This is a genomic window from Streptomyces sp. SLBN-8D4 (assembly GCF_049739545.1).
GTDB lineage: Bacteria > Actinomycetota > Actinomycetes > Streptomycetales > Streptomycetaceae > Streptomyces > Streptomyces canus_C.
On the sequence record NZ_JBMGQC010000001.1, the window covers coordinates 6,561,902 to 6,579,350 of the forward strand.

At 70.0% G+C, this 17,449-nt stretch carries 18 protein-coding genes and 1 pseudogene; 9 read left to right on the plus strand and 10 right to left on the minus strand.

Annotated elements, in window-relative coordinates; genetic code table 11:
• Positions 1–15: 15 nt before the first annotated feature.
• Both RKD20_RS29730 and RKD20_RS29735 read right to left on the minus strand, forming a co-directional pair.
• Positions 16–210 carry a DUF397 domain-containing protein gene (locus tag RKD20_RS29730; protein WP_424880374.1) on the minus strand — a complete coding sequence of 65 codons (195 nt, stop codon included), beginning with the start codon at positions 208–210 and terminating at the stop codon, positions 16–18.
• Positions 192–1,025, minus strand: coding sequence for a helix-turn-helix domain-containing protein (locus tag RKD20_RS29735; protein WP_424880375.1), 834 nt, complete (start codon positions 1,023–1,025; stop codon positions 192–194). The genes RKD20_RS29730 and RKD20_RS29735 overlap by 19 nt, the downstream gene beginning before the upstream one ends.
• 150 nt (positions 1,026–1,175) lie before the next feature.
• On the opposite strand from RKD20_RS29735, the gene RKD20_RS29740 reads away from it, so the two are divergent.
• From RKD20_RS29740 to RKD20_RS29750, 3 genes are all read left to right on the plus strand, one after another.
• Positions 1,176–1,367 carry a hypothetical protein gene (locus tag RKD20_RS29740; protein ID WP_424883357.1) on the plus strand — a complete coding sequence of 64 codons (192 nt, stop codon included), beginning with the start codon at positions 1,176–1,178 and terminating at the stop codon, positions 1,365–1,367.
• A gap of 70 nt (positions 1,368–1,437) precedes the next feature.
• Entirely contained in the window at positions 1,438–2,190 is a 753-nt protein-coding gene (gene recO, locus RKD20_RS29745) for a DNA repair protein RecO (RefSeq protein ID WP_037717107.1), read from the plus strand.
• Between the two features lie 19 nt (positions 2,191–2,209).
• Positions 2,210–3,058, plus strand: coding sequence for an isoprenyl transferase (locus RKD20_RS29750; protein WP_424880376.1), 849 nt, complete (start codon positions 2,210–2,212; stop codon positions 3,056–3,058).
• Between the two features lie 31 nt (positions 3,059–3,089).
• On the opposite strand, the gene RKD20_RS29755 is transcribed toward RKD20_RS29750, so the two are convergent.
• The 5 genes from RKD20_RS29755 to RKD20_RS29775 all read right to left on the minus strand — a co-directional run bounded on the left by RKD20_RS29755 (position 3,090) and on the right by RKD20_RS29775 (position 8,763).
• Positions 3,090–5,447 (minus strand): M4 family metallopeptidase, encoded by a 2,358-nt coding sequence (locus RKD20_RS29755; protein WP_424883358.1) that lies wholly within the window; start codon positions 5,445–5,447, stop codon positions 3,090–3,092.
• A 200-nt stretch (positions 5,448–5,647) separates the two neighbouring features.
• Entirely contained in the window at positions 5,648–6,067 is a 420-nt protein-coding gene (locus RKD20_RS29760; RefSeq protein ID WP_424880377.1) for a Fur family transcriptional regulator, read from the minus strand.
• Positions 6,068–6,125: 58 nt separating this feature from the next.
• The gene (locus tag RKD20_RS29765) at positions 6,126–7,028 is read right to left on the minus strand and encodes a metal ABC transporter permease (protein ID WP_359427780.1); all 903 of its coding nucleotides are present in this window, start codon (positions 7,026–7,028) and stop codon (positions 6,126–6,128) included.
• Positions 7,028–7,810, minus strand: a complete 783-nt coding sequence (locus tag RKD20_RS29770) for a metal ABC transporter ATP-binding protein (RefSeq protein WP_424880378.1) — start codon at positions 7,808–7,810, stop codon at positions 7,028–7,030. The genes RKD20_RS29765 and RKD20_RS29770 overlap by 1 nt, the downstream gene beginning before the upstream one ends.
• On the minus strand, positions 7,807–8,763 hold the full coding sequence (locus tag RKD20_RS29775) for a metal ABC transporter substrate-binding protein (RefSeq protein WP_424880379.1): 957 nt from the start codon (positions 8,761–8,763) through the stop codon (positions 7,807–7,809). Before RKD20_RS29775 ends, RKD20_RS29770 begins: the two co-directional genes overlap by 4 nt.
• Before the next feature lie 131 nt (positions 8,764–8,894).
• On the opposite strand from RKD20_RS29775, the gene RKD20_RS29780 reads away from it, so the two are divergent.
• Positions 8,895–10,277 (plus strand): glycine--tRNA ligase, encoded by a 1,383-nt coding sequence (locus RKD20_RS29780; RefSeq protein ID WP_424880380.1) that lies wholly within the window; start codon positions 8,895–8,897, stop codon positions 10,275–10,277.
• Between the two features lie 63 nt (positions 10,278–10,340).
• Here RKD20_RS29780 and RKD20_RS29785 read toward each other — a convergent pair whose 3' ends face one another.
• A complete protein-coding gene (locus RKD20_RS29785; protein ID WP_424880381.1) occupies positions 10,341–11,450 on the minus strand; it encodes an endonuclease/exonuclease/phosphatase family protein in 1,110 nt (369 codons plus the stop codon).
• Between the two features lie 196 nt (positions 11,451–11,646).
• On the opposite strand from RKD20_RS29785, the gene RKD20_RS29790 reads away from it, so the two are divergent.
• The 3 genes from RKD20_RS29790 to RKD20_RS29800 all read left to right on the plus strand — a co-directional run bounded on the left by RKD20_RS29790 (position 11,647) and on the right by RKD20_RS29800 (position 14,092).
• Positions 11,647–12,258: a LysE family translocator gene (locus RKD20_RS29790; RefSeq protein ID WP_424880382.1), complete on the plus strand. Its 612-nt coding sequence runs from the start codon at positions 11,647–11,649 to the stop codon at positions 12,256–12,258.
• Between the two features lie 82 nt (positions 12,259–12,340).
• Positions 12,341–13,351 carry an aldo/keto reductase gene (locus RKD20_RS29795; RefSeq protein WP_424880383.1) on the plus strand — a complete coding sequence of 337 codons (1,011 nt, stop codon included), beginning with the start codon at positions 12,341–12,343 and terminating at the stop codon, positions 13,349–13,351.
• 153 nt (positions 13,352–13,504) lie between these two features.
• Positions 13,505–14,092, plus strand: a complete 588-nt coding sequence (locus RKD20_RS29800) for a TetR family transcriptional regulator (protein WP_424880384.1) — start codon at positions 13,505–13,507, stop codon at positions 14,090–14,092.
• A 5-nt stretch (positions 14,093–14,097) separates the two neighbouring features.
• On the opposite strand, the gene RKD20_RS29805 is transcribed toward RKD20_RS29800, so the two are convergent.
• Both RKD20_RS29805 and RKD20_RS29810 read right to left on the minus strand, forming a co-directional pair.
• A complete protein-coding gene (locus RKD20_RS29805; RefSeq protein WP_424880385.1) occupies positions 14,098–14,304 on the minus strand; it encodes a hypothetical protein in 207 nt (68 codons plus the stop codon).
• A gap of 96 nt (positions 14,305–14,400) precedes the next feature.
• Positions 14,401–15,829: pseudogene (locus RKD20_RS29810) on the minus strand (MFS transporter).
• Positions 15,830–15,930: 101 nt separating this feature from the next.
• Here RKD20_RS29810 and RKD20_RS29815 point away from each other — a divergent pair.
• Complete coding sequence (locus tag RKD20_RS29815) at positions 15,931–16,833, plus strand: helix-turn-helix domain-containing protein (protein ID WP_424880386.1); 903 nt, start codon at positions 15,931–15,933, stop codon at positions 16,831–16,833.
• A gap of 96 nt (positions 16,834–16,929) precedes the next feature.
• A complete protein-coding gene (locus RKD20_RS29820; protein WP_424880387.1) occupies positions 16,930–17,445 on the plus strand; it encodes a hypothetical protein in 516 nt (171 codons plus the stop codon).
• Positions 17,446–17,449: the final 4 nt, after the last annotated feature.

Consider the following 17,449-nt stretch of genomic DNA (forward strand, 5'->3'; position numbering starts at 1 on the left):
TTTACCCCCGGGGGACTACTTGAGGAGCCCGAGGAAGCGGGTCCAGGTGTCGGTGGGGAAGGCGAGGACGGGGCTGTCCGTGCCGAGTTTGGAGTCGCGGACGGGCATGACACCGGGTACTGCGTCGGTGACCTCGACGCAGCTGCCGCCCTCGCCGTTGCTGTAGCTGCTCTTGCGCCAGCGGGCGTTGCTCAGTTCGTACTCGCGCATCGTCTGAAGTCCTCCGCCGCCGAGGCGATCAGGGTCAGGGACGCCTCCGGCGACAGCGCGGCGACCCTGAGCAGATCGTATGTGCGCTGCGCCCGTTTCACCACGCCTGGATCATCGATGAGCGTTCCCGAAAACGCCGTCTCTGTATAGGCGAGGGGCGGCGCGTCGTCGAACTCCATGAGCTGCAGCATCCCGGCGATCGAGGCGCAGGCTCCAGCCGCGAACGGCACCACCGTCAGCCACACCGTGCGATCCCGCATCAGCCTGGCGATGCAGTCCAGTTGCTCGGCCATGGCCTGCGCGCCGCCCACCGGGACACGCAGCACGCTCTCATGCAGGATCACCCAATACTCGGGTGTTGTAGTGCCCTTGAGGATCTGTGCCCGTTCCCGGCGGGCAGTGACGATCTCCTCGACGTACTCGTCCGTGACGAACGGATTCGCGGCGATCGTCACCGCTCCGGCATAAGCCGCCGTTTGCAGCAGGCCCGGCACCACCGTGGGCGCGAACTCGCAGATCCTCGTCGCCGTCCGTTCGAACTCCACGACCGGCGCGAAATAATCCGCATACCGCTTGTCGTCGATGAGCTTCCTGCACAAGCGCTCGAAGATACCGTCGGTTTGTAGAACCGCGTCGATCCGCTGGGAGATATCCAGCTGCGGTTTTCGAAAGGCCTGCTCGAACTGCCCGATATAAGCGCCGGAGACGAAGACGCGTGACCCCAGCTCAGCCTGGGTCATCCCGACCTCCTCCCGCTGTCGCCGCAGTTCCGTTCCGAAGAACTCCCATGCCGCCTGCCGTGAACCATTGGCCATGGCCAACCCCCTTGTTCAGCTTTGTACTTGTAGCGCACAGACTCCTGCCGAGTGTAGGGAAAGAGCGCCACTGTGGAGAGAAGAAGAGTGAAACTCGGAAAGGTGGGGGATTTCGATGGAATCGGAGTCGGGAGGGAATCGGTGACGAAAATGCCCGTGGGTTCTTACGTCGTGGACACCCGTACCGGGAGGTCCGGCGTCGTGATGGGGCATGAGGGGCCGTACGTCCAACTCAGACCGTACGGCGGCGGCAGGGAGTGGGACGCGGTGCCGGACGCCCTGCGGGAAGCCACCCCGGCGGAGGGCGTGGTCGCGGACGCCGACGAGCACGGTTCCACGTAGGCGAGAATGGGCTCATGAGTCTGTTCCGCTACGACGGCACCGTGCCGCGCACCCCGCGCGGGGGTGTGCGATGAGTCTCTTCCGGGACGACGGGGTCGTGCTGCGGACGCAGAAGCTCGGGGAGGCCGACCGGATCATCACGCTGCTCACGCGGGGTCACGGGCGGGTACGGGCTGTGGCGAGGGGCGTGCGCCGCACCAAGTCCAAGTTCGGCGCCCGCCTCGAACCCTTCTCCCACGTCGACGTGCAGTTCTTCGCGCGGGGGAGCGAGCTCGTCGGGCGCGGCCTGCCGCTGTGCACGCAGAGCGAGACCATCGCTCCGTACGGTGGCGGGATCGTCTCCGACTACGCCCGGTACACCGCCGGGACGGCCATGCTGGAGACCGCCGAGCGGTTCACCGACCACGAGGGTGAGCCCGCAGTGCAGCAGTACCTGCTGCTCGTCGGCGCCCTGCGCACCCTCGCCCGGGGCGAGCACGCGCCCCACCTCGTCCTCGACGCCTTCCTGCTCCGCTCCCTCGCGGTCAACGGCTACGCCCCCAGCTTCAGCGACTGCGCGCGCTGCGGCATGACCGGCCCGAACCGTTTCTTCTCCGTGGCCGCGGGAGGCTCGGTCTGCGTGGACTGCCGGGTGCCCGGCAGCGTCGTACCGTCGCCGCAGACCCTGGAACTCCTCGCCGCGCTGCTTACGGGAGACTGGGAGACCGCGGACGCGAGCGAGCCGCGGCACGTCAGGGAGGGCAGCGGGCTGGTCTCCGCCTACCTGCACTGGCATCTGGAACGCGGGCTCAGGTCCTTGCGTTACGTAGAGAAGCAACCCTGAGAGGGAGACGATCAGCACCATGGCCGTAAACGGGATCCTGGGGCGCCGGCGGCGCGAGTACAGGGCGCCGGAGCCGCACCCGTCGGGTGCCCGTGCGCCGAAGCTCCCCGGTGAGCTGATCCCCGAGCACGTGGCGATCGTCATGGACGGCAACGGACGGTGGGCCAAGGAGCGCGGGCTGCCGAGGACCGAGGGGCACAAGGTCGGTGCCGAGCGGGTCCTGGACGTGCTGCAGGGCGCGATCGAGGCCGGCGTGAAGAACATCTCGCTGTACGCCTTCTCCACCGAGAACTGGAAGCGCTCGCCCGACGAGGTCCGCTTCCTCATGAACTTCAACCGCGACTTCATCCGCAAGACCCGCGACCAGCTCGACGAGCTCGGTATCCGGGTGCGCTGGGTGGGCCGGATGCCCAGGCTGTGGAAGTCCGTGGCCAAGGAGCTCCAGGTCGCCCAGGAGCAGACCAAGGGCAACGACAAGCTCACGCTGTACTTCTGCATGAACTACGGCGGCCGTGCCGAGATCGCCGATGCAGCGCAGGCCCTCGCCGAGGACGTGAAGGCGGGCCGCCTCGACCCGGCCAAGGTCAACGAGAAGACCCTCGCGAAGTACCTGTACTACCCGGACATGCCCGACGTGGACCTGTTCCTGCGGCCCAGCGGCGAGCAGCGCACCTCCAACTACCTGCTCTGGCAGAGCGCGTACGCCGAGATGGTCTTCCAGGACGTCCTGTGGCCCGACTTCGACCGCCGTGACCTGTGGCGCGCGTGCGTCGAGTTCGCCTCCCGGGACCGCCGCTTCGGCGGTGCCGTCCCGAACGAGGAGCTGCTCGCCATGGAGGAAGCGATGAAGGGCGACCCGGAGGCCTGAGCCTCGGGACCGCCCCTCGTCGCTCAGAGGATCAGCTCGTCGTCACCGCCGTGTCGTCGATCACGAAGCTCGTCTGGAGCGAGGAGTCCTCGACCCCGGTGAACTTCAGGGCGACCGTCTGACCGGCGAAGCCCGACAGGCTGAAGGACTTCTGGACGTACCCGGAGGCCGCGTTCAGGTTCGAGTACGTGGCCAGGGTCGTCGAACCGGCGGTCACCGTCAGCTTGTCGTACTGCATGCTGGTGGTGGTCTCCGCGGTGTCGACGTGCAGGTAGAAGGTGAACGTCGTCCCCGTGCAGCCGCTCGGGATCGTCACCGACTGGGAGAGCGTGTCGGTGTGGGTGGAGCCGTAGCCGTCCAGCCAGGCCTTGTAGGAGCCGGTGCGGGCGGCCTGGCTGCTGGAGTTGGTGATCACACCGCTGCTCGCGGTCCAGGTCGTGCTGCCCGACTCGAAGCCCTGGTTGCCCAGCAGCTGCGCGGAGGTGCAGGTGCCGCCGCCGGTCGAGCTGACCGTCCAGGTGAAGGACGCCGTCCCGGTGGCTCCGGTGCTGTCGGTGACCGTGACCGTGGTGCTGTAGCTGCCTGCCGTGGTCGGGGTGCCGGATATCAGCCCGGTGGAGCTGCTGATCGAGAGGCCGGCGGGCAGTCCGGAGGCCGCGTAGGTCAGTGAGCCGCTGTTGGTGCTGCTCGCGCTGACCTGGAGGCTCACGGCCGTCCCGACCTTGGCGGACTGGCTGCCCGGGTTGGTCACCGTCACGCCGGTCGACGGCACGGTGATATGGCTGCCGACGTTGATGCCCGCGAAGGCGTTGCCGACCCCGGCGTACTGCGCGGAGCTGGTGCCGTAGAGCGCGGCCGCCGCGTTCAGGGCTGCGGTGCGGGCGCCCGCGTAGTTGGTGCTCGACGTCATGTACGTCGTCAGCGCCTTGTACCAGATCTGCAGGGCGGCGGCCCGGCCGATCCCGGCGACGGCGACACCGTCGGAGGTCGTGCTGTTGTACGTGACCCCGTTGATGGTCTTGGTGCCGCTGCCCTCGGAGAGCAGGTAGAACATGTGGTTCGCGGGTCCGGACGAGTAGTGCACGTCGAGGTTGCCGACGCCCGAGTACCAGCTGTCCGCCGAGCCGCCGTCCTTGCTGGGCTTGTCCATGTACCGCAGCGGCGTGCCGTCGCCGTTGATGTCGATCTTCTCGCCGATGAGGTAGTCGCCCACGTCGGAGGAGTTGTTCGCGTAGAACTCCACCCCGGTGCCGAAGATGTCGGAGGTGGCTTCGTTGAGGCCCCCCGACTCACCGGTGTAGTTGAGCCCGGCCGTGTTGGAGGTGACCCCGTGGCTCATCTCGTGCCCGGCCACGTCCAGCGAGGTAAGCGCGTGGGTGTTGCTGGTGCCGTCGCCGTACGTCATGCAGAAGCAGCTGTCGTCCCAGAAGGCGTTGACGTACGCCGAGCTGTAGTGGACGCGGCTGTAGGCGGCGACCCCGTCGTTCTTGATGCCGCTGCGGCCGAAGGTGTTCTTGTAGAAGTCCCAGGTCTCCTGGGCGCCGTAGTGGGCGTCCACACCGGCGGTCTGGGTGTTGGAGCCGGAGCCGGTGCCCCACATGTCGTCGGCGTCCGTCATCAGCGTGCCGGTGCCCGAGGTGCCGTTGTTGAGGCTGTACGTCTTGTGGCCGCCGCGGGTGGTGTCGTACAGCTGGTACGTCGAACCGGACAGCGTGGTGCCCATGGTGACCGTGCCGCTGTACTGGCTGTTGCCGGTGCCGGTCTCGATGCCCTCGAAGCGGGAGAGCTCGGCGCCGGTCGTGGCGTCGGTGATGACGTGCAGCTTGCTGGGCGTGCCGTCGTCCTGGAAGCCGGAGACCACCGTCTCCCAGGCCAGCTTCGGCGTGCCCGAGCCCGCCCAGATCACCTTGCGGGCGCTCTGCGCGGCGGGGCTCTCGGCCTTGAGCGCCTTGGCGGTCTTCAGCGCCTTGGACTCGGCGGACGCCTTGCCGAAGGTGGCGGTCGTGGACTTCACCGAGACGGTACGGCGGTTGTTGTTGAAGGTCGCGCCGAGCGTGCCCTTCGCCTGTGCGGCCGGGGGCGTGTGCACGACCAGGTCGCCGCCGAGGACGGGCAGGCCGTCGTAGGTGCGCTCGTAGCGGGTGTGCAGGGTGCCGTCATTGTCCTTGACGACGTCCTTGACGACCAGCTTCTCCTTGGCGCCGAGGCCGAGGGAGCCGGCGGTCGAGGCGGCCCTGCCGGACGCGCTCTTGATCAGCGCGGTGCGCTGGGCGGGGGAGAGCTTGGCTTCCAGGCCCCCGGTGCGCAGGGGGCTGGGGTGGGGGGAGGCGGGCTTCGCGGCGGCGGGCACCGTCTGGACGCCTACGGCGAGGAGGGACGCGGCGGCCACCAGGGACGCGGCGACGGCTGATCTTCGTGGGGAGGGTCTCACTCGTACTCCTACTGCTCCTACTGCGACGACGGGGTGGAGGTGCCGTGCGGGAACTGCGTGAGAGCTGGAGGGAGCGTGGCATGGTTGTCCGGGCCATGTCATGCAAAGGAGTGCGAGCCAAGGGTTATCCCTCGGCTCGGCTGTGTGTTTCCAGGGGGTCAGCCCTGGGCGGCGGCCGCGCAGTCCGCGCACGTGCCGAAGATCTCCACGGTGTGCGCCACGTTGACGTATCCGTGCTCGGCGGCGATCGCGTCGGCCCACTTCTCGACGGCCGGGCCCTCGACCTCCACGGCCTTGCCGCAGACCCGGCAGACCAGGTGGTGATGGTGGTCGCCGGTGGAGCAGCGGCGGTACACGGACTCGCCGTCGGAGGTGCGCAGGACGTCGACCTCGCCCGCGTCGGCGAGGTTCTGGAGGGTGCGGTAGACCGTGGTCAGACCGACGGCGTCGCCCTTGTGCTTGAGCATGTCGTGCAGTTCCTGGGCACTGCGGAACTCGTCGACCTCGTCGAGGGCCGCCGCCACGGCGGCCCGCTGCCGGGTCGCGCGGCCCTTCACGGGCGGTCCTGCGGTCGTCACGGGTTCCTCCTTCGTTCGGCGCCTGCCGGGCCATTGTGCCAGCCCGGCCTGTGCCCAGTCAGACGCCGACCGGGCCGTCCGCCTGCCGACTGGCCGGAATCGCGCACTCGGCGGGGTCCGGGGCGGGTTGCGCGGCGGCGGCCGCCCGGGCCCGTCGCCTGGCCAGCGGGGTGGCCAGACCCGTCAGCACGATGAACGCCCCGATGGTCAGCAGCACGATCGTCGCACCGGGCGGCACGTCCTGGTAGTACGAGGTCACGGTGCCGCCGATCGTCACCGTCACGCCGATCGCCACCGCGATCGCGAAGGTGGCCGCGAAGCTCCGGGTGAGCTGCTGCGCCGCCGCCACCGGCACCACCATCAGAGCGCTGACCAGCAGCAGTCCCACCACGCGCATCGCCACGGTCACCGTCACCGCGGCCGTGACCGCGGTCAGCAGGTTGAGCGCGCGCACCGGGAGACCGGTGACCCGCGCGAACTCCTCGTCCTGGCTGACCGCGAAGAGCTGCCGGCGCAGGCCGAGGGTGACGAGCACCACGAACGCGGCCAGCACGCAGATCGCGGTCACGTCGGACTGCGAGACCGTCGAGAGCGAACCGAAGAGGTACGACGTCAGGTTGGCGTTGGAGCCGCCGGGCGCGAGGTTGATGAACATCACGCCGCCGGCCATACCGCCGTAGAAGAGCATCGCGAGGGCGATGTCACCCCGCGTCCTGCCGTACCAGCGGATCAGCTCCATGAGGACCGCGCCGAGAACCGAGACGAGGGTGGCCATCCACACCGGCGACCAGGAGAGCAGGAAGCCGAGGCCGACGCCGGTCATCGCCACATGGCCGATTCCGTCGCCCATGAGGGCCTGGCGGCGCTGGACGAGGTAGATGCCGACGGCGGGGGCGGTGATGCCGACCAGGACGGCGGCGAGCAGGGCCCGCTGCATGAAGGCGTAGTCGAGGAAGTCCATCAGCTCAGCAGTCCTGTGCGCATCGGCTCGTGGTCGGGGGAGTGCGGGTGGACGTGGTCGTGTCCCGGCAGGGCGTGCTGGCCGACGGCGCGCGGGGGAGGACCGTCGTGCTGGACACAGCCGTCACGCAGGACGACCGCCCGGTCGATCAGGGGCTCCAGCGGGCCCAGTTCGTGCAGCACGAGCAGGACCGTGGTGCCCTGTGCCACCTGGTCCTTCAGGGTCCGCGCCAGCACCTCCTGGCTCGCCAGGTCCACGCCCGCCATCGGCTCGTCCATGATCAGGAGTTCGGGCTCGGCGGCGAGCGCGCGGGCGATCAGCACCCGCTGGTGCTGGCCGCCGGAGAGGGCGTTCACGGAGTCCTTGGCCCGGTCCGCCATGCCGACCAGCTCCAGGGCCCGGCGTACGGCCTCGTGGTCGGCCCTGCGGAGCATGCCGAAGCGGGCGCGGGACAGCCGGCCCGAGGAGACGATCTCCGTGACGGTCGCGGGGACGCCGCCCGCGGCGGTGGTGCGCTGCGGGACGTACCCGACCCGCGCCCAGTCCCGGAAGCGCCCGCGCGGGGTGCCGAAGAGCTCGATCTGCCCGGCGGACACGGGCACTTGGCCGATGATCGTGCGGATCGCGGTGGACTTGCCGGAGCCGTTGGCGCCGAGCAGCGCGACGACCTCACCGCGGTGCACGGTGAGGTCGATGCCGCGCAGGACGGGCCGCGAGCCCAGGTCGGCGCGGACTCCGCGCAGCGCGATGACGGACTCGCTCATGCCGTCCTCCGGTGTCATTTCGCTCCCAGGGCGCCCTGCAGCGCCTTCAGGTTGGCTTCCTGGACCGAGAAGTAGTCCTTGCCGCGGGACTTGGCGGTGATGCCCTCGATCGGGTCGAGGACGTCCGTCTTCAGCCCGGCGTCGGAGGCGATGGTCTTGGCGGTCCTGTCGCTGACGAGCGTCTCGTAGAACACGGTCGTGACGCCGTCGGCCTTCGCCATCCTCTCAAGGTCCTTGACGCGGTCGGCGCTGGGCTCCGACTCGGGATCGAGGCCGTTGATGGCCTCCTCGGTGAGGCCGTAGCGCTCGGCGAGGTAGCCGAAGGCGGCGTGGGTGGTGATGAAGACCTTGGTGCCGGTGTTCCTGAGGCCGTTCTCGAACTTCGTGTTCAGGGCGTCGAGCTTCTTCACCAGGGCCGCGGTGTTGGCCTTGTAGGCGGCCGCGTGGTCCGGGTCGGCCTTCTCGAAGGCCTTGCCGACGCCCTCGGCGATCTGCGCGTAGCGCACCGGGTCGAGCCAGACGTGCGGGTCGAGACCCGCGAGTTCGCTGTCGGCGTGGTCGTCGTGCTCGGCCGCGTGGCCGCCGACCTCGTTGCCGTGCTTCTCCAGCTTGGTGAGGGAGGAGGCGTCGATCTTGGTCTTGATCTCGGACTGGCTCACCGCGTCGTCGACGGAGGGCTGGAGGTTCTTGAGGTAGAGCACCGCGTCGGACTCCTGGAGCTGCGCGGTCTGCTTGGCGCTGATCTCCAGGTCGTGCGGCTCCTGGCCGGGCTCGGTCAGGCTGGTGACGTGCACATGGTCCCCGCCTATCTGCTCGGCGAGGAAGGCCATCGGGTAGAAGGACGCGACGACGTCGAACTTGCCGGTGTTCCCCGCGGCGGCGCTGTCGGTGGAGCACGCGGAGAGGGCGGAGAGGGCGGAGAGGGCGCCTGCGGCAGCGACCAGGGGTATGAGGCGTCGGCGTACGTTCATGACAGTCATTTTCATCAAATATGGAAACCGTTGTCAACAAAGTCCGGGTCCCGCACCGATTTGATACCGGGGGTGGCCGCGCCGGTAACCTGAGGCATTCGCTGCCGTCCATTCGTCATGAAGAGAGCACCGTGGCCGCCGACAAGATCGACACCATCGTCAGCCTGAGCAAGCGCCGGGGCTTCGTTTTCCCCTGTAGTGAGATCTACGGAGGCCAGAAGGCCGCCTGGGACTACGGACCGCTGGGTGTCGAGCTCAAGGAGAACCTGAAGCGTCAGTGGTGGCGTTACATGGTGACGTCGCGCGAGGACGTGGTCGGTCTCGACTCGTCCGTGATCCTGGCCCCCGAGGTCTGGGTCGCCTCCGGTCACGTGGCCACCTTCACCGACCCGCTGACCGAGTGCACCTCCTGCCACAAGCGGTTCCGCGCGGACCACCTGGAGGAGGCCTACGAGGCCAAGAAGGGGCACGCCCCGGAGAACGGCCTCGCCGACGTGAACTGCCCCAACTGCGGCAACAAGGGCCAGTTCACCGAGCCCAAGCAGTTCTCGGGTCTGCTCTCCACCCACCTCGGCCCGACCCAGGACTCCGGCTCCGTGGCCTACCTGCGTCCCGAGACCGCGCAGGGAATCTTCACCAACTTCGCCCAGGTGCAGGTCGCTTCGCGCAAGAAGCCGCCGTTCGGCATCGCGCAGATGGGCAAGTCCTTCCGCAACGAGATCACGCCCGGCAACTTCATCTTCCGCACCCGCGAGTTCGAGCAGATGGAGATGGAGTTCTTCGTCAAGCCGGGCGAGGACGAGAAGTGGCAGGAGTACTGGATGGAGCAGCGCTGGAACTGGTACACCGGCCTGGGTCTCCGCGAGGAGAACATGCGCTGGTACGACCACCCGGCGGAGAAGCTCTCCCACTACTCCAAGCGCACCGCCGACATCGAGTACCGCTTCCAGTTCGGCGGCAACGAGTGGGGTGAGCTGGAGGGTGTGGCCAACCGCACCGACTACGACCTCACCGCCCACTCCAAGGCCTCCGGCCAGGACCTCTTCTTCTACGACCAGGAGGCCGGCGAGCGCTGGACGCCGTACGTCATCGAGCCCGCGGCCGGTGTCGGCCGCGCGATGCTGGCGTTCCTGCTCGACGCCTACATCGAGGACGAGGCGCCCAACGCCAAGGGCAAGCTGGAGAAGCGCACGGTGCTGCGCCTCGACCACCGCCTCGCCCCGGTGAAGGTCGCGGTCCTGCCGCTGTCCCGCAACGCCGAGCTGTCGCCGAAGGCCAAGGGCCTCGCCCAGGCGCTGCGCCAGAACTGGAACATCGAGTTCGACGACGCCGGCGCGATCGGCCGCCGTTACCGGCGTCAGGACGAGATCGGCACGCCGTACTGCGTGACGGTCGACTTCGACACCCTCGACGACAACGCGGTGACGGTCCGCGAGCGCGACTCCATGAAGCAGGAGCGCGTCTCCCTCGACCAGATCGAGGGCTACCTGGCCGGGCGCCTGCTGGGCTGCTGACGTCCGCTTCGCTCCAGGCCCGCCCTCCGGCCGACCCTGTCGGCCGGAGGGCGGGCGTTTTCGTCACATCGCCACGTCCACGTAGAGCGCGGCGTGGTCCGATGCCTCGTCGATCTTCGTCTTGACGGTGTTGAAGTGGTTCGAGTGGGCGAAGATGCCCCGCGTCTCCAGGCCCACGTTCTGCACCTTCTCCCACAGCGCGGGCGACAGCATGATGTAGTCGAGCTTGTCGCGTTCCCGCTTGCAGGTGCCGTGGGTGCCGAGATCGTCGCCCTGGTAGGAGGGGTGACTCATCACATCGCGCAGGCCGGCGTCCAGCAGCGTTTCGACCGGCTTGCTGTCCGGGGTGTCGTTGAGGTCTCCGGCGACCACGACGTTCGGGGTGCGCTCCAGCGCGGCCCGGTAGATCTCCGCGACCCGCTCGGCCTGGTGCAGGCGCAGCTCCGGGTCGTCGTTGAACTTGCTCTTGAGGTGGTTGCCGAGGAGCACCAGGCTCTCCTGGCCGAGCTGGATCTCGTACTCGGGACAGTCACGGCTGAACAGGTGCTTCGTCGGGTCTTCCGGGTCCGGATCGAAGAGGTGCGGACGGACGGATGTGACCGGGAAGCGGCTGAGGACCCCGATGTCGATGCCCCGCGGGTCGTTGCCGTCGATCAGCAGATCGACGGGGTACGGCTGCCCGCCCAGGCCCAGAACCTGCTCGTTGAAGCGGTCCAGGGTGAGCCGGTCCTCGACCTCGGGGGTCAGGAGGACTTCGGCGTTCACCTCTCTGATGACCCGCCCGGTGTTGCTGACCGCGGCCATGTCCAGGTCGTCCTGGCCGAGTTCGGCCCAGCCGGCCCACTTCGCCCGGCCCCCGGCGAGGATCGGCAGCTCTGTCGGCTCTGACCCCGGCGGGGGCGTGTCGAAGAGCCCGCTCTTCTTCCCGGGGCGGTTCTGGTTGACGTAGATCAGCGGCGGGTTCTCGGGGTCGCTGCTGTACGCCCGGTGCTTCAGGATGAGCTCCGAGATCTTCTGCTTGTCCTCGTCGGTGTAGGTCTCCTTGTCCAGGAGAGCGACCAAGGCGTCGAAATCGTCGAGGACGTTCTTGCGCTCCGTCGCGCCCGGAAGGCGGAACACGGAGGGACGACGGAAGAGGTTCTCGGTGTTGAAGGTGCCGATACGGACGGCCATCGCGGCCTCCCCGGGCGGCGCTGGATCACCGCACGGCCGACGGCAGGCGCCGCCGGGATGACTGCACGCCGACAGGATCTATTCTCCGGGCTGCCGTGAAGCGTGTCGAACGGAACGGCGGACCGCACATTGGTCCTGTTGCCCGGTGGGCGATTGGCCCTGTATCCCGGTCCACGGCGACGACAGGGTGGCCCGCATGAGCCTCGCCTTCCTCCTCACCACCCTGGTCGTGGTCGCCACTCCCGGCACCGGGGTCGTCTACACGCTCGCCGCCGGTCTCTCCCGCGGTCCGCGCGCGAGCGTCGTCGCCGCGTTCGCCTGCACCCTCGGGATCGTGCCGCACGTCCTGGCCACCGTCACCGGGCTCGCCGCGCTGCTGAACGCCAGTGCCGTGGCCTTCCAGGCGGTCAAGTACGCCGGGGTCGCCTACCTCCTGTACATGGCCTGGGCGGCCGTGCGGGACAAGGAGGTCATCGACGTCGACCAGGACGGCGCGCCCCGGTCCGCGGGCCGCGTGATCGTCCGAGGAGTGCTGATCAACCTCCTCAACCCGAAGCTGACGATCTTCTTCTTCGCCTTCCTGCCGCAGTTCGTGGACCCGGGCGAGCCGCGGGCGCTGCCCCGGATGCTGGCCCTGAGCGGGGTCTTCATGCTGGCGACCTTCGTGGTCTTCGCGGGGTACGGGGTGCTCGCCGCCTCGGTCCGCAGCCATGTGATCGCACGGCCCCGGGTGATGGCCTGGCTGCGGCGGGGTTTCGCGGGGTCGTTCGTGCTGCTCGGGGCCAAGCTGGCCACCACTGACGGATGACGGAAGCCGGTGACGGGCGCCGATGGCGGGTGACAGCTGACAGATATTGAAATCTGTCAGCTGTCATGGCAGGGTGGGCGGCATGACGATGCCAACCCGAAACCTCGGCACCACCGGTCCCCAGGTCTCCGCCCTCGGCCTCGGCTGCATGGGCATGTCCGGCATGTACGGCGAGACGGACCGCGCCGAGTCGATCGCGACCCTCCACGCCGCCCTGGAGGCCGGTGTCACCCTGCTGGACACCGGCGACTTCTACGGCATGGGCCACAACGAACTGCTGATCAGCGAGGCACTGCGCACCGCGCCGGCCGCCCTGCGCGAGAACGCGCTGCTCAGCGTGAAGTTCGGCGCCCTGCGCGACCCGGACGGCGGCTGGTCCGGCTTCGACGGCCGCCCCGGCGCGGTGAAGAACTTCGCCGCGTACTCCCTCCAGCGCCTCGGCGTCGACCACATCGACGTCTACCGCCCCTCCCGGCTCGACCCGCAGGTGCCGATCGAGGAGACCGTCGGCGCGATCGCCGAACTGGTCGAGAAGGGCTGGGTCCGGCACATCGGGCTCAGCGAGGTCGGCGCCGACACCATCCGCCGGGCCGCCGCCACCGCCCCCATCGCCGACCTCCAGATCGAGTACGCGCTCATATCCCGGGGCCCCGAGCGGGAGATCCTGCCCACCCTGCGCGAACTGGGCATCTCCGTCACCGCGTACGGAGTGCTCTCCCGTGGCCTGATCTCCGGCCACCTCACGGCCGACCGGCGACTCGCCGCGAACGACTTCCGGGCCCACTCGCCCCGCTTCCAGGGCGACAACCTCCGGCACAACCTCGCGCTGGTCGAGTCGCTGCGCAAGATCGCCGAACAGAAGGGCGTCACGGTCGCGCAGATCGCCATCGCCTGGGTGGCCTCCCGGGGCGACGACATCGTGCCGCTGGTCGGCGCCAGGACCCGCGAACGGCTCGCCGAGGCCCTGGGCGCCCTGGACGTGACCCTGGAGCCCGCCGACCTCGCCGCCATCGAGGACGCCGTACCCGCGGACGCGGCGGCCGGGGAGCGGTATGCGGCGCCGATGATGGCGATGCTGGACAGCGAGCGGTGAACGTCGTGCTGCCGGACGCCGGCGGCTGTCGTAGGTCGCTGCGGGCCGGTGGGGGCTGGTCGCGCAGTTCCCCGCGCCCCTTGGTGAGTGCAGTGCAGGCCGGTCGAGCTGTACCCGTCCAGCGGTGAACGCCGTGCCAGGTACCGTCTAGGCATGCCGCCGACCATCGAGACCCTGACCGCCGAGCGCATCCTCGAAGCCACCGAGGAGGTGCTGCGCCGCCACGGCCCGGCCAAGGCCACCGTGGTCGACGTGGCCCGCGCGCTCGGCGTCAGCCATGGCAGCGTCTACCGGCACTTCCGGACCAAGGCGGCGCTGCGGGAGGCGGTGACGAAGCGGTGGCTGGACCGGACGACGGGCGTGCTGGCCGCGATCGCCGGGGCGGACCGCGATCCGGAGTCCCGGCTGCGGGACTGGCTCGCCGCGCTCTTCGAGGCCAAGCGCCGCAAGGCGGGCGACGATCCGGAGCTGTTCGCGACCTACTCGGTTCTGGCCGGTGAGAGCGTCGCGGCGGTCCTCGAGCACCTCACCGAGCTCACCGACCAGCTGACCCGCGTCGTCCAGGACGGCATCGACGCGGGCACGTTCACCGTCGCCGACCCGGCCGTCACGGCCCGGGCCCTCTTCCAGGCCACCGGCCGCTTCCACGACCCCTTCTACGCCCGGGAGTGGGAACTGCCCGGCGTCCAAGAGGAGTTCACGGCGCTGGTGGACCTGCTGGTGCGCGGCCTCAAGGCCTGACCGCGCTACGTCTGCGACGGGTCCACCGTCGCCTGGTGCGCCTCCGCCAGGTGCTCCTCCGCCTTCAGCCAGGGCAGGAACTGCGCTCCCTTGTGCCAGCCGCAGGTGTCACATCTGATCGTGCGTTGCGCGCCCTTGCGCTGCACTTGGACCACGTGTTCGCGGCCGTGCTGGTCCCAGCGGCTCACCCTGCTCGTGTTGATCTGCAACATGTGCCTCGCCTCCGGCTAGGAGTGTGCAGCAAGAACAACATCAACAGCAGTATCTTCACGGGGCGTTCGCCAGGACTTGAGCCCGGTCGGGTCCGGTCAGTCGATCGTGCGCGGCAGCCGCAGGCTCAGGACGCCGGTCAGGGCCACCCCGGCCAGCTGGACCAGGAGCGTCGTCACCAGGGCGTCCCGCATGCCCATGCCCGGCACCAGGGCGAGGAAGAGACTGCCCAGCGTGGCCACGCCCAGGGCCAGAGAGGCCTGCTGGGTGGTGACCATCACACCACTGCCCACCCCGGCCCGCGCGGGCGGCACCTCGGACAGGACGATCCGGAAGACCACGGGCAACTGGAGCGCCTGGCCCACTCCGGCGATCGCGCCGCCGGGCAGGAGGGGCAGCAGACCGAGGTCCGGCCACGAGGAGCGCGCCGCCAGGATCATCAGGCCCAGGCCGACCCCCTGGATCAGCGCGCCCGCGGTCACCACCCGGGTGCCGAAGCGGGAGATCAGCCGCGGCCCGGCAATCGATGTGAACAGGAACGTCACCGCGAGCGGGACCAGCGCGAGACCCGCCTGGACGGGGCTGCGGCCCGCGCCCTCCTGAAGGGCCACCGCGATCACGAACATGAACCCGGCGAAGCCCATCGAGAAGGGCAGGATCAGCAGCAGGCCCCGGCGCAGCGACACCAGCGCGAACAGGCTCGGGGGCACGAGAGGCGTACGGCCCCCGCGGTCCGCCCTGCGCTCCACCGCGAAGAACGCCCCCGCCAGGAACGGGAACGCCGCCAGCGACAGCCAGGTCCACAGCGGCCAGCCCGCCCGCCCTGCCCTCGGTCAGCGGGGCGAGCAGCGCCAGCAGGGTCGCCGCCAGCAGGACCGTGCCCGGGCCGTCCACCGGCTCGGGGCGGGGGGAGCGGGTCTCCGGGATCGTACGGACCGCGAGGACCAGGCCCACCACGACGACCGGGACGTTCACCAGGAACGCCGCCCGCCAACTGGTGCCCGCGATGTCGGCGGCCACCAGGACCCCGCCGAGGATCTGGCCCGCCACCATGGCGAGGCCCGCCGTGGCGCCGTACAGACCCATCGCGCGCGCCCGGCGGGACCCGGTCGTCGCCGACTGGATGGTGGCGAGGACCTGCGGCAGCATCGCCGCCGACGCGGCGCCCTGCAAGACCCGCGCCGCGACCAGCGTCCAGGCGGTGGGCGCGAGCCCGCACGCCAGCGAGGTCAGCCCGAACGCCAGCATGCCGCCCAGGAAGAGCCGGCGCCGCCCGAAGAGGTCGCCGAGCCGGCCGCCGAGGACGAGGAGGACGGCGTACGCCAACCCGTAACCCGCCACGACGAGTTCGAGGACCGACTCGCTCGCGGAGAGGTCCGCGCCGATGCTGGGCAGGGCGACGTTGACGATGAAGAAGTCGATGAGGGGCAGTGCCGCGGCGAGCAGCACCGTGAACAGTCCGAGGCCGCCCAGCTCGGCCGGCGCGGCGGCGCGGAGGGGGCGTGGAGTCGTGGTTTCGGTGGTCACGTCGTCGAGCCTGCGCCCACCGCGAGACGGGTACCAGAGTCTTCCTATCCTGGTAGAAGAACCACCTGGCAACAGGGTCCCGATGCAGGCAGGCTGGAGGCATGACGACGATGGCCCAGGAGGCAGCCGTACCGGCGACCGCTTCCGCGTCCCTCTCGGCGGTCCGGCGCCATGAGCTCGCCGCCTTCCTGCGCCACCGCCGTGAGCACCTCACCCCCGAGCAGGTCGGCCTGCCCCGCGGTCGCCGACGCCGCACCCCGGGCCTGCGCCGGGAGGAGGTCGCCCAGCTCTCCGCGGTCGGCGTCACCTGGTACACCTGGCTGGAGCAGGCCCGGGACATCCAGGTCTCCGTGCAGGTCCTGGACGCCCTCGCCCGCGCGCTGCTGCTCGACCCGAGCGAGCGCTCGCACCTCTTCCAGCTCGCCGGCGCGGTCGACCCGACACCGGCCACCGCCTGCCCGTCGATCACCCCCGCCATCCGGCAGGTACTCGAACAGCTGGATCCGGTCCCGGCCTGTGTGCAGAACAGCCGCTACGACATCCTCGCCTACAACCGCACCTACGGCCTGTTGCTCTGCGACCTGGACGCGGTGCCGCCCGAGGACCGCAACGGCATGATCCTCTCCTACACCAACGACGACTGGCGCTCCTCGATCATCCACCTGGCGGAGGCGCAGCGCCTGATGGCCGCCCGCTTCCGCGCCATCATGGCCGGCCACCTCGCGGAGCCCGGCTGGAAGATGCTCCTGAAGCGGCTGCGTACCGAGTCCCCGGAGTTCCGCGAGGTCTGGGACCGGCACGAGGTCATCGAACACCGGGGCCGCCGCAAGGAGTTCATGAACCGCTACGTCGGCCATGTCAGCGTCGACCACACCGACCTGTGGCTCGGTCCCGAGGCGGGCCCGCGCATGGTGACCTACGCGCCCGCGGACGAGGAGTCCCGGCGACGGCTGGAGCGGCTGCACGCGATCGCCCTGGAGAGGATGCCGGCCGCGCGGACGTGAGCGGGCTCGCAACGCGTCGTCGTCGTGGGGGATGACCGTCCGGAGTGGGGGAACTCGGGCATTCCGAACAGAACCCCCCCACATGCGAGGCGAGTCATGGCCGAGCAGAAGTCGTCGCAGCAGGTAGCAGGATCACCGGCACCGTCACCGTCGTCGACGCAGGGGCTTCCGCAGCCGTTGCGGGCGGCCGTGTCGGTCCTGGGGAAGGTGCCCGGGGCCGGGACGGTGGGCCGGGTGGCCGGAGGAGCGCTGGACCGGGTCGGGGCGGTGTCCCCACGCGGCCGGCGGCTCGCGGTGTACGCCGGGGCCGGGGTGCTCGGTGTCGCGGGCGTCGTCGAGTGGCCCGTCGCGGTCACCGGGGCGGCGGTGGCGTGGCTGACCCAGCCGAGGCCGGGGGAGCGGGAGGAGCCGGTCGACGACGCCCGGCCCACCCCCCGGGTGCTGGCCTCGTCCCACGGCACCCCGGGCACCGCGTCCCACCAGGCGTCCGGGGCACCCTCCTCCGCGTCGCGCACGCCCTCCGACAGGCTCCCTCCGCACGAGACGGCCGCACCGGCCGGCCCACGCGGCCCCGGGGGCTCCACCGCGCGCCGTGCCCGCTCCGGCGACTGAGGAC

Coding starts and splice junctions, on each gene's coding strand:
- RKD20_RS29815 (WP_424880386.1), top strand. CDS start 15,931: ATGACGACGATGGCCCAGGAGGCAGCCGTACCGGCGACCGCTTCCGCG.
- RKD20_RS29750 (WP_424880376.1), top strand. CDS start 2,210: ATGGCCGTAAACGGGATCCTGGGGCGCCGGCGGCGCGAGTACAGGGCG.
- RKD20_RS29805 (WP_424880385.1), bottom strand. CDS start 14,304: ATGTTGCAGATCAACACGAGCAGGGTGAGCCGCTGGGACCAGCACGGC.
- RKD20_RS29800 (WP_424880384.1), top strand. CDS start 13,505: ATGCCGCCGACCATCGAGACCCTGACCGCCGAGCGCATCCTCGAAGCC.
- RKD20_RS29730 (WP_424880374.1), bottom strand. CDS start 210: ATGCGCGAGTACGAACTGAGCAACGCCCGCTGGCGCAAGAGCAGCTAC.
- RKD20_RS29765 (WP_359427780.1), bottom strand. CDS start 7,028: ATGGACTTCCTCGACTACGCCTTCATGCAGCGGGCCCTGCTCGCCGCC.
- RKD20_RS29775 (WP_424880379.1), bottom strand. CDS start 8,763: ATGAACGTACGCCGACGCCTCATACCCCTGGTCGCTGCCGCAGGCGCC.
- RKD20_RS29740 (WP_424883357.1), top strand. CDS start 1,176: ATGCCCGTGGGTTCTTACGTCGTGGACACCCGTACCGGGAGGTCCGGC.
- RKD20_RS29790 (WP_424880382.1), top strand. CDS start 11,647: ATGAGCCTCGCCTTCCTCCTCACCACCCTGGTCGTGGTCGCCACTCCC.
- RKD20_RS29770 (WP_424880378.1), bottom strand. CDS start 7,810: ATGACACCGGAGGACGGCATGAGCGAGTCCGTCATCGCGCTGCGCGGA.
- recO (WP_037717107.1), top strand. CDS start 1,438: ATGAGTCTCTTCCGGGACGACGGGGTCGTGCTGCGGACGCAGAAGCTC.
- RKD20_RS29820 (WP_424880387.1), top strand. CDS start 16,930: ATGGCCGAGCAGAAGTCGTCGCAGCAGGTAGCAGGATCACCGGCACCG.
- RKD20_RS29735 (WP_424880375.1), bottom strand. CDS start 1,025: ATGGCCAATGGTTCACGGCAGGCGGCATGGGAGTTCTTCGGAACGGAA.
- RKD20_RS29795 (WP_424880383.1), top strand. CDS start 12,341: ATGACGATGCCAACCCGAAACCTCGGCACCACCGGTCCCCAGGTCTCC.
- RKD20_RS29785 (WP_424880381.1), bottom strand. CDS start 11,450: ATGGCCGTCCGTATCGGCACCTTCAACACCGAGAACCTCTTCCGTCGT.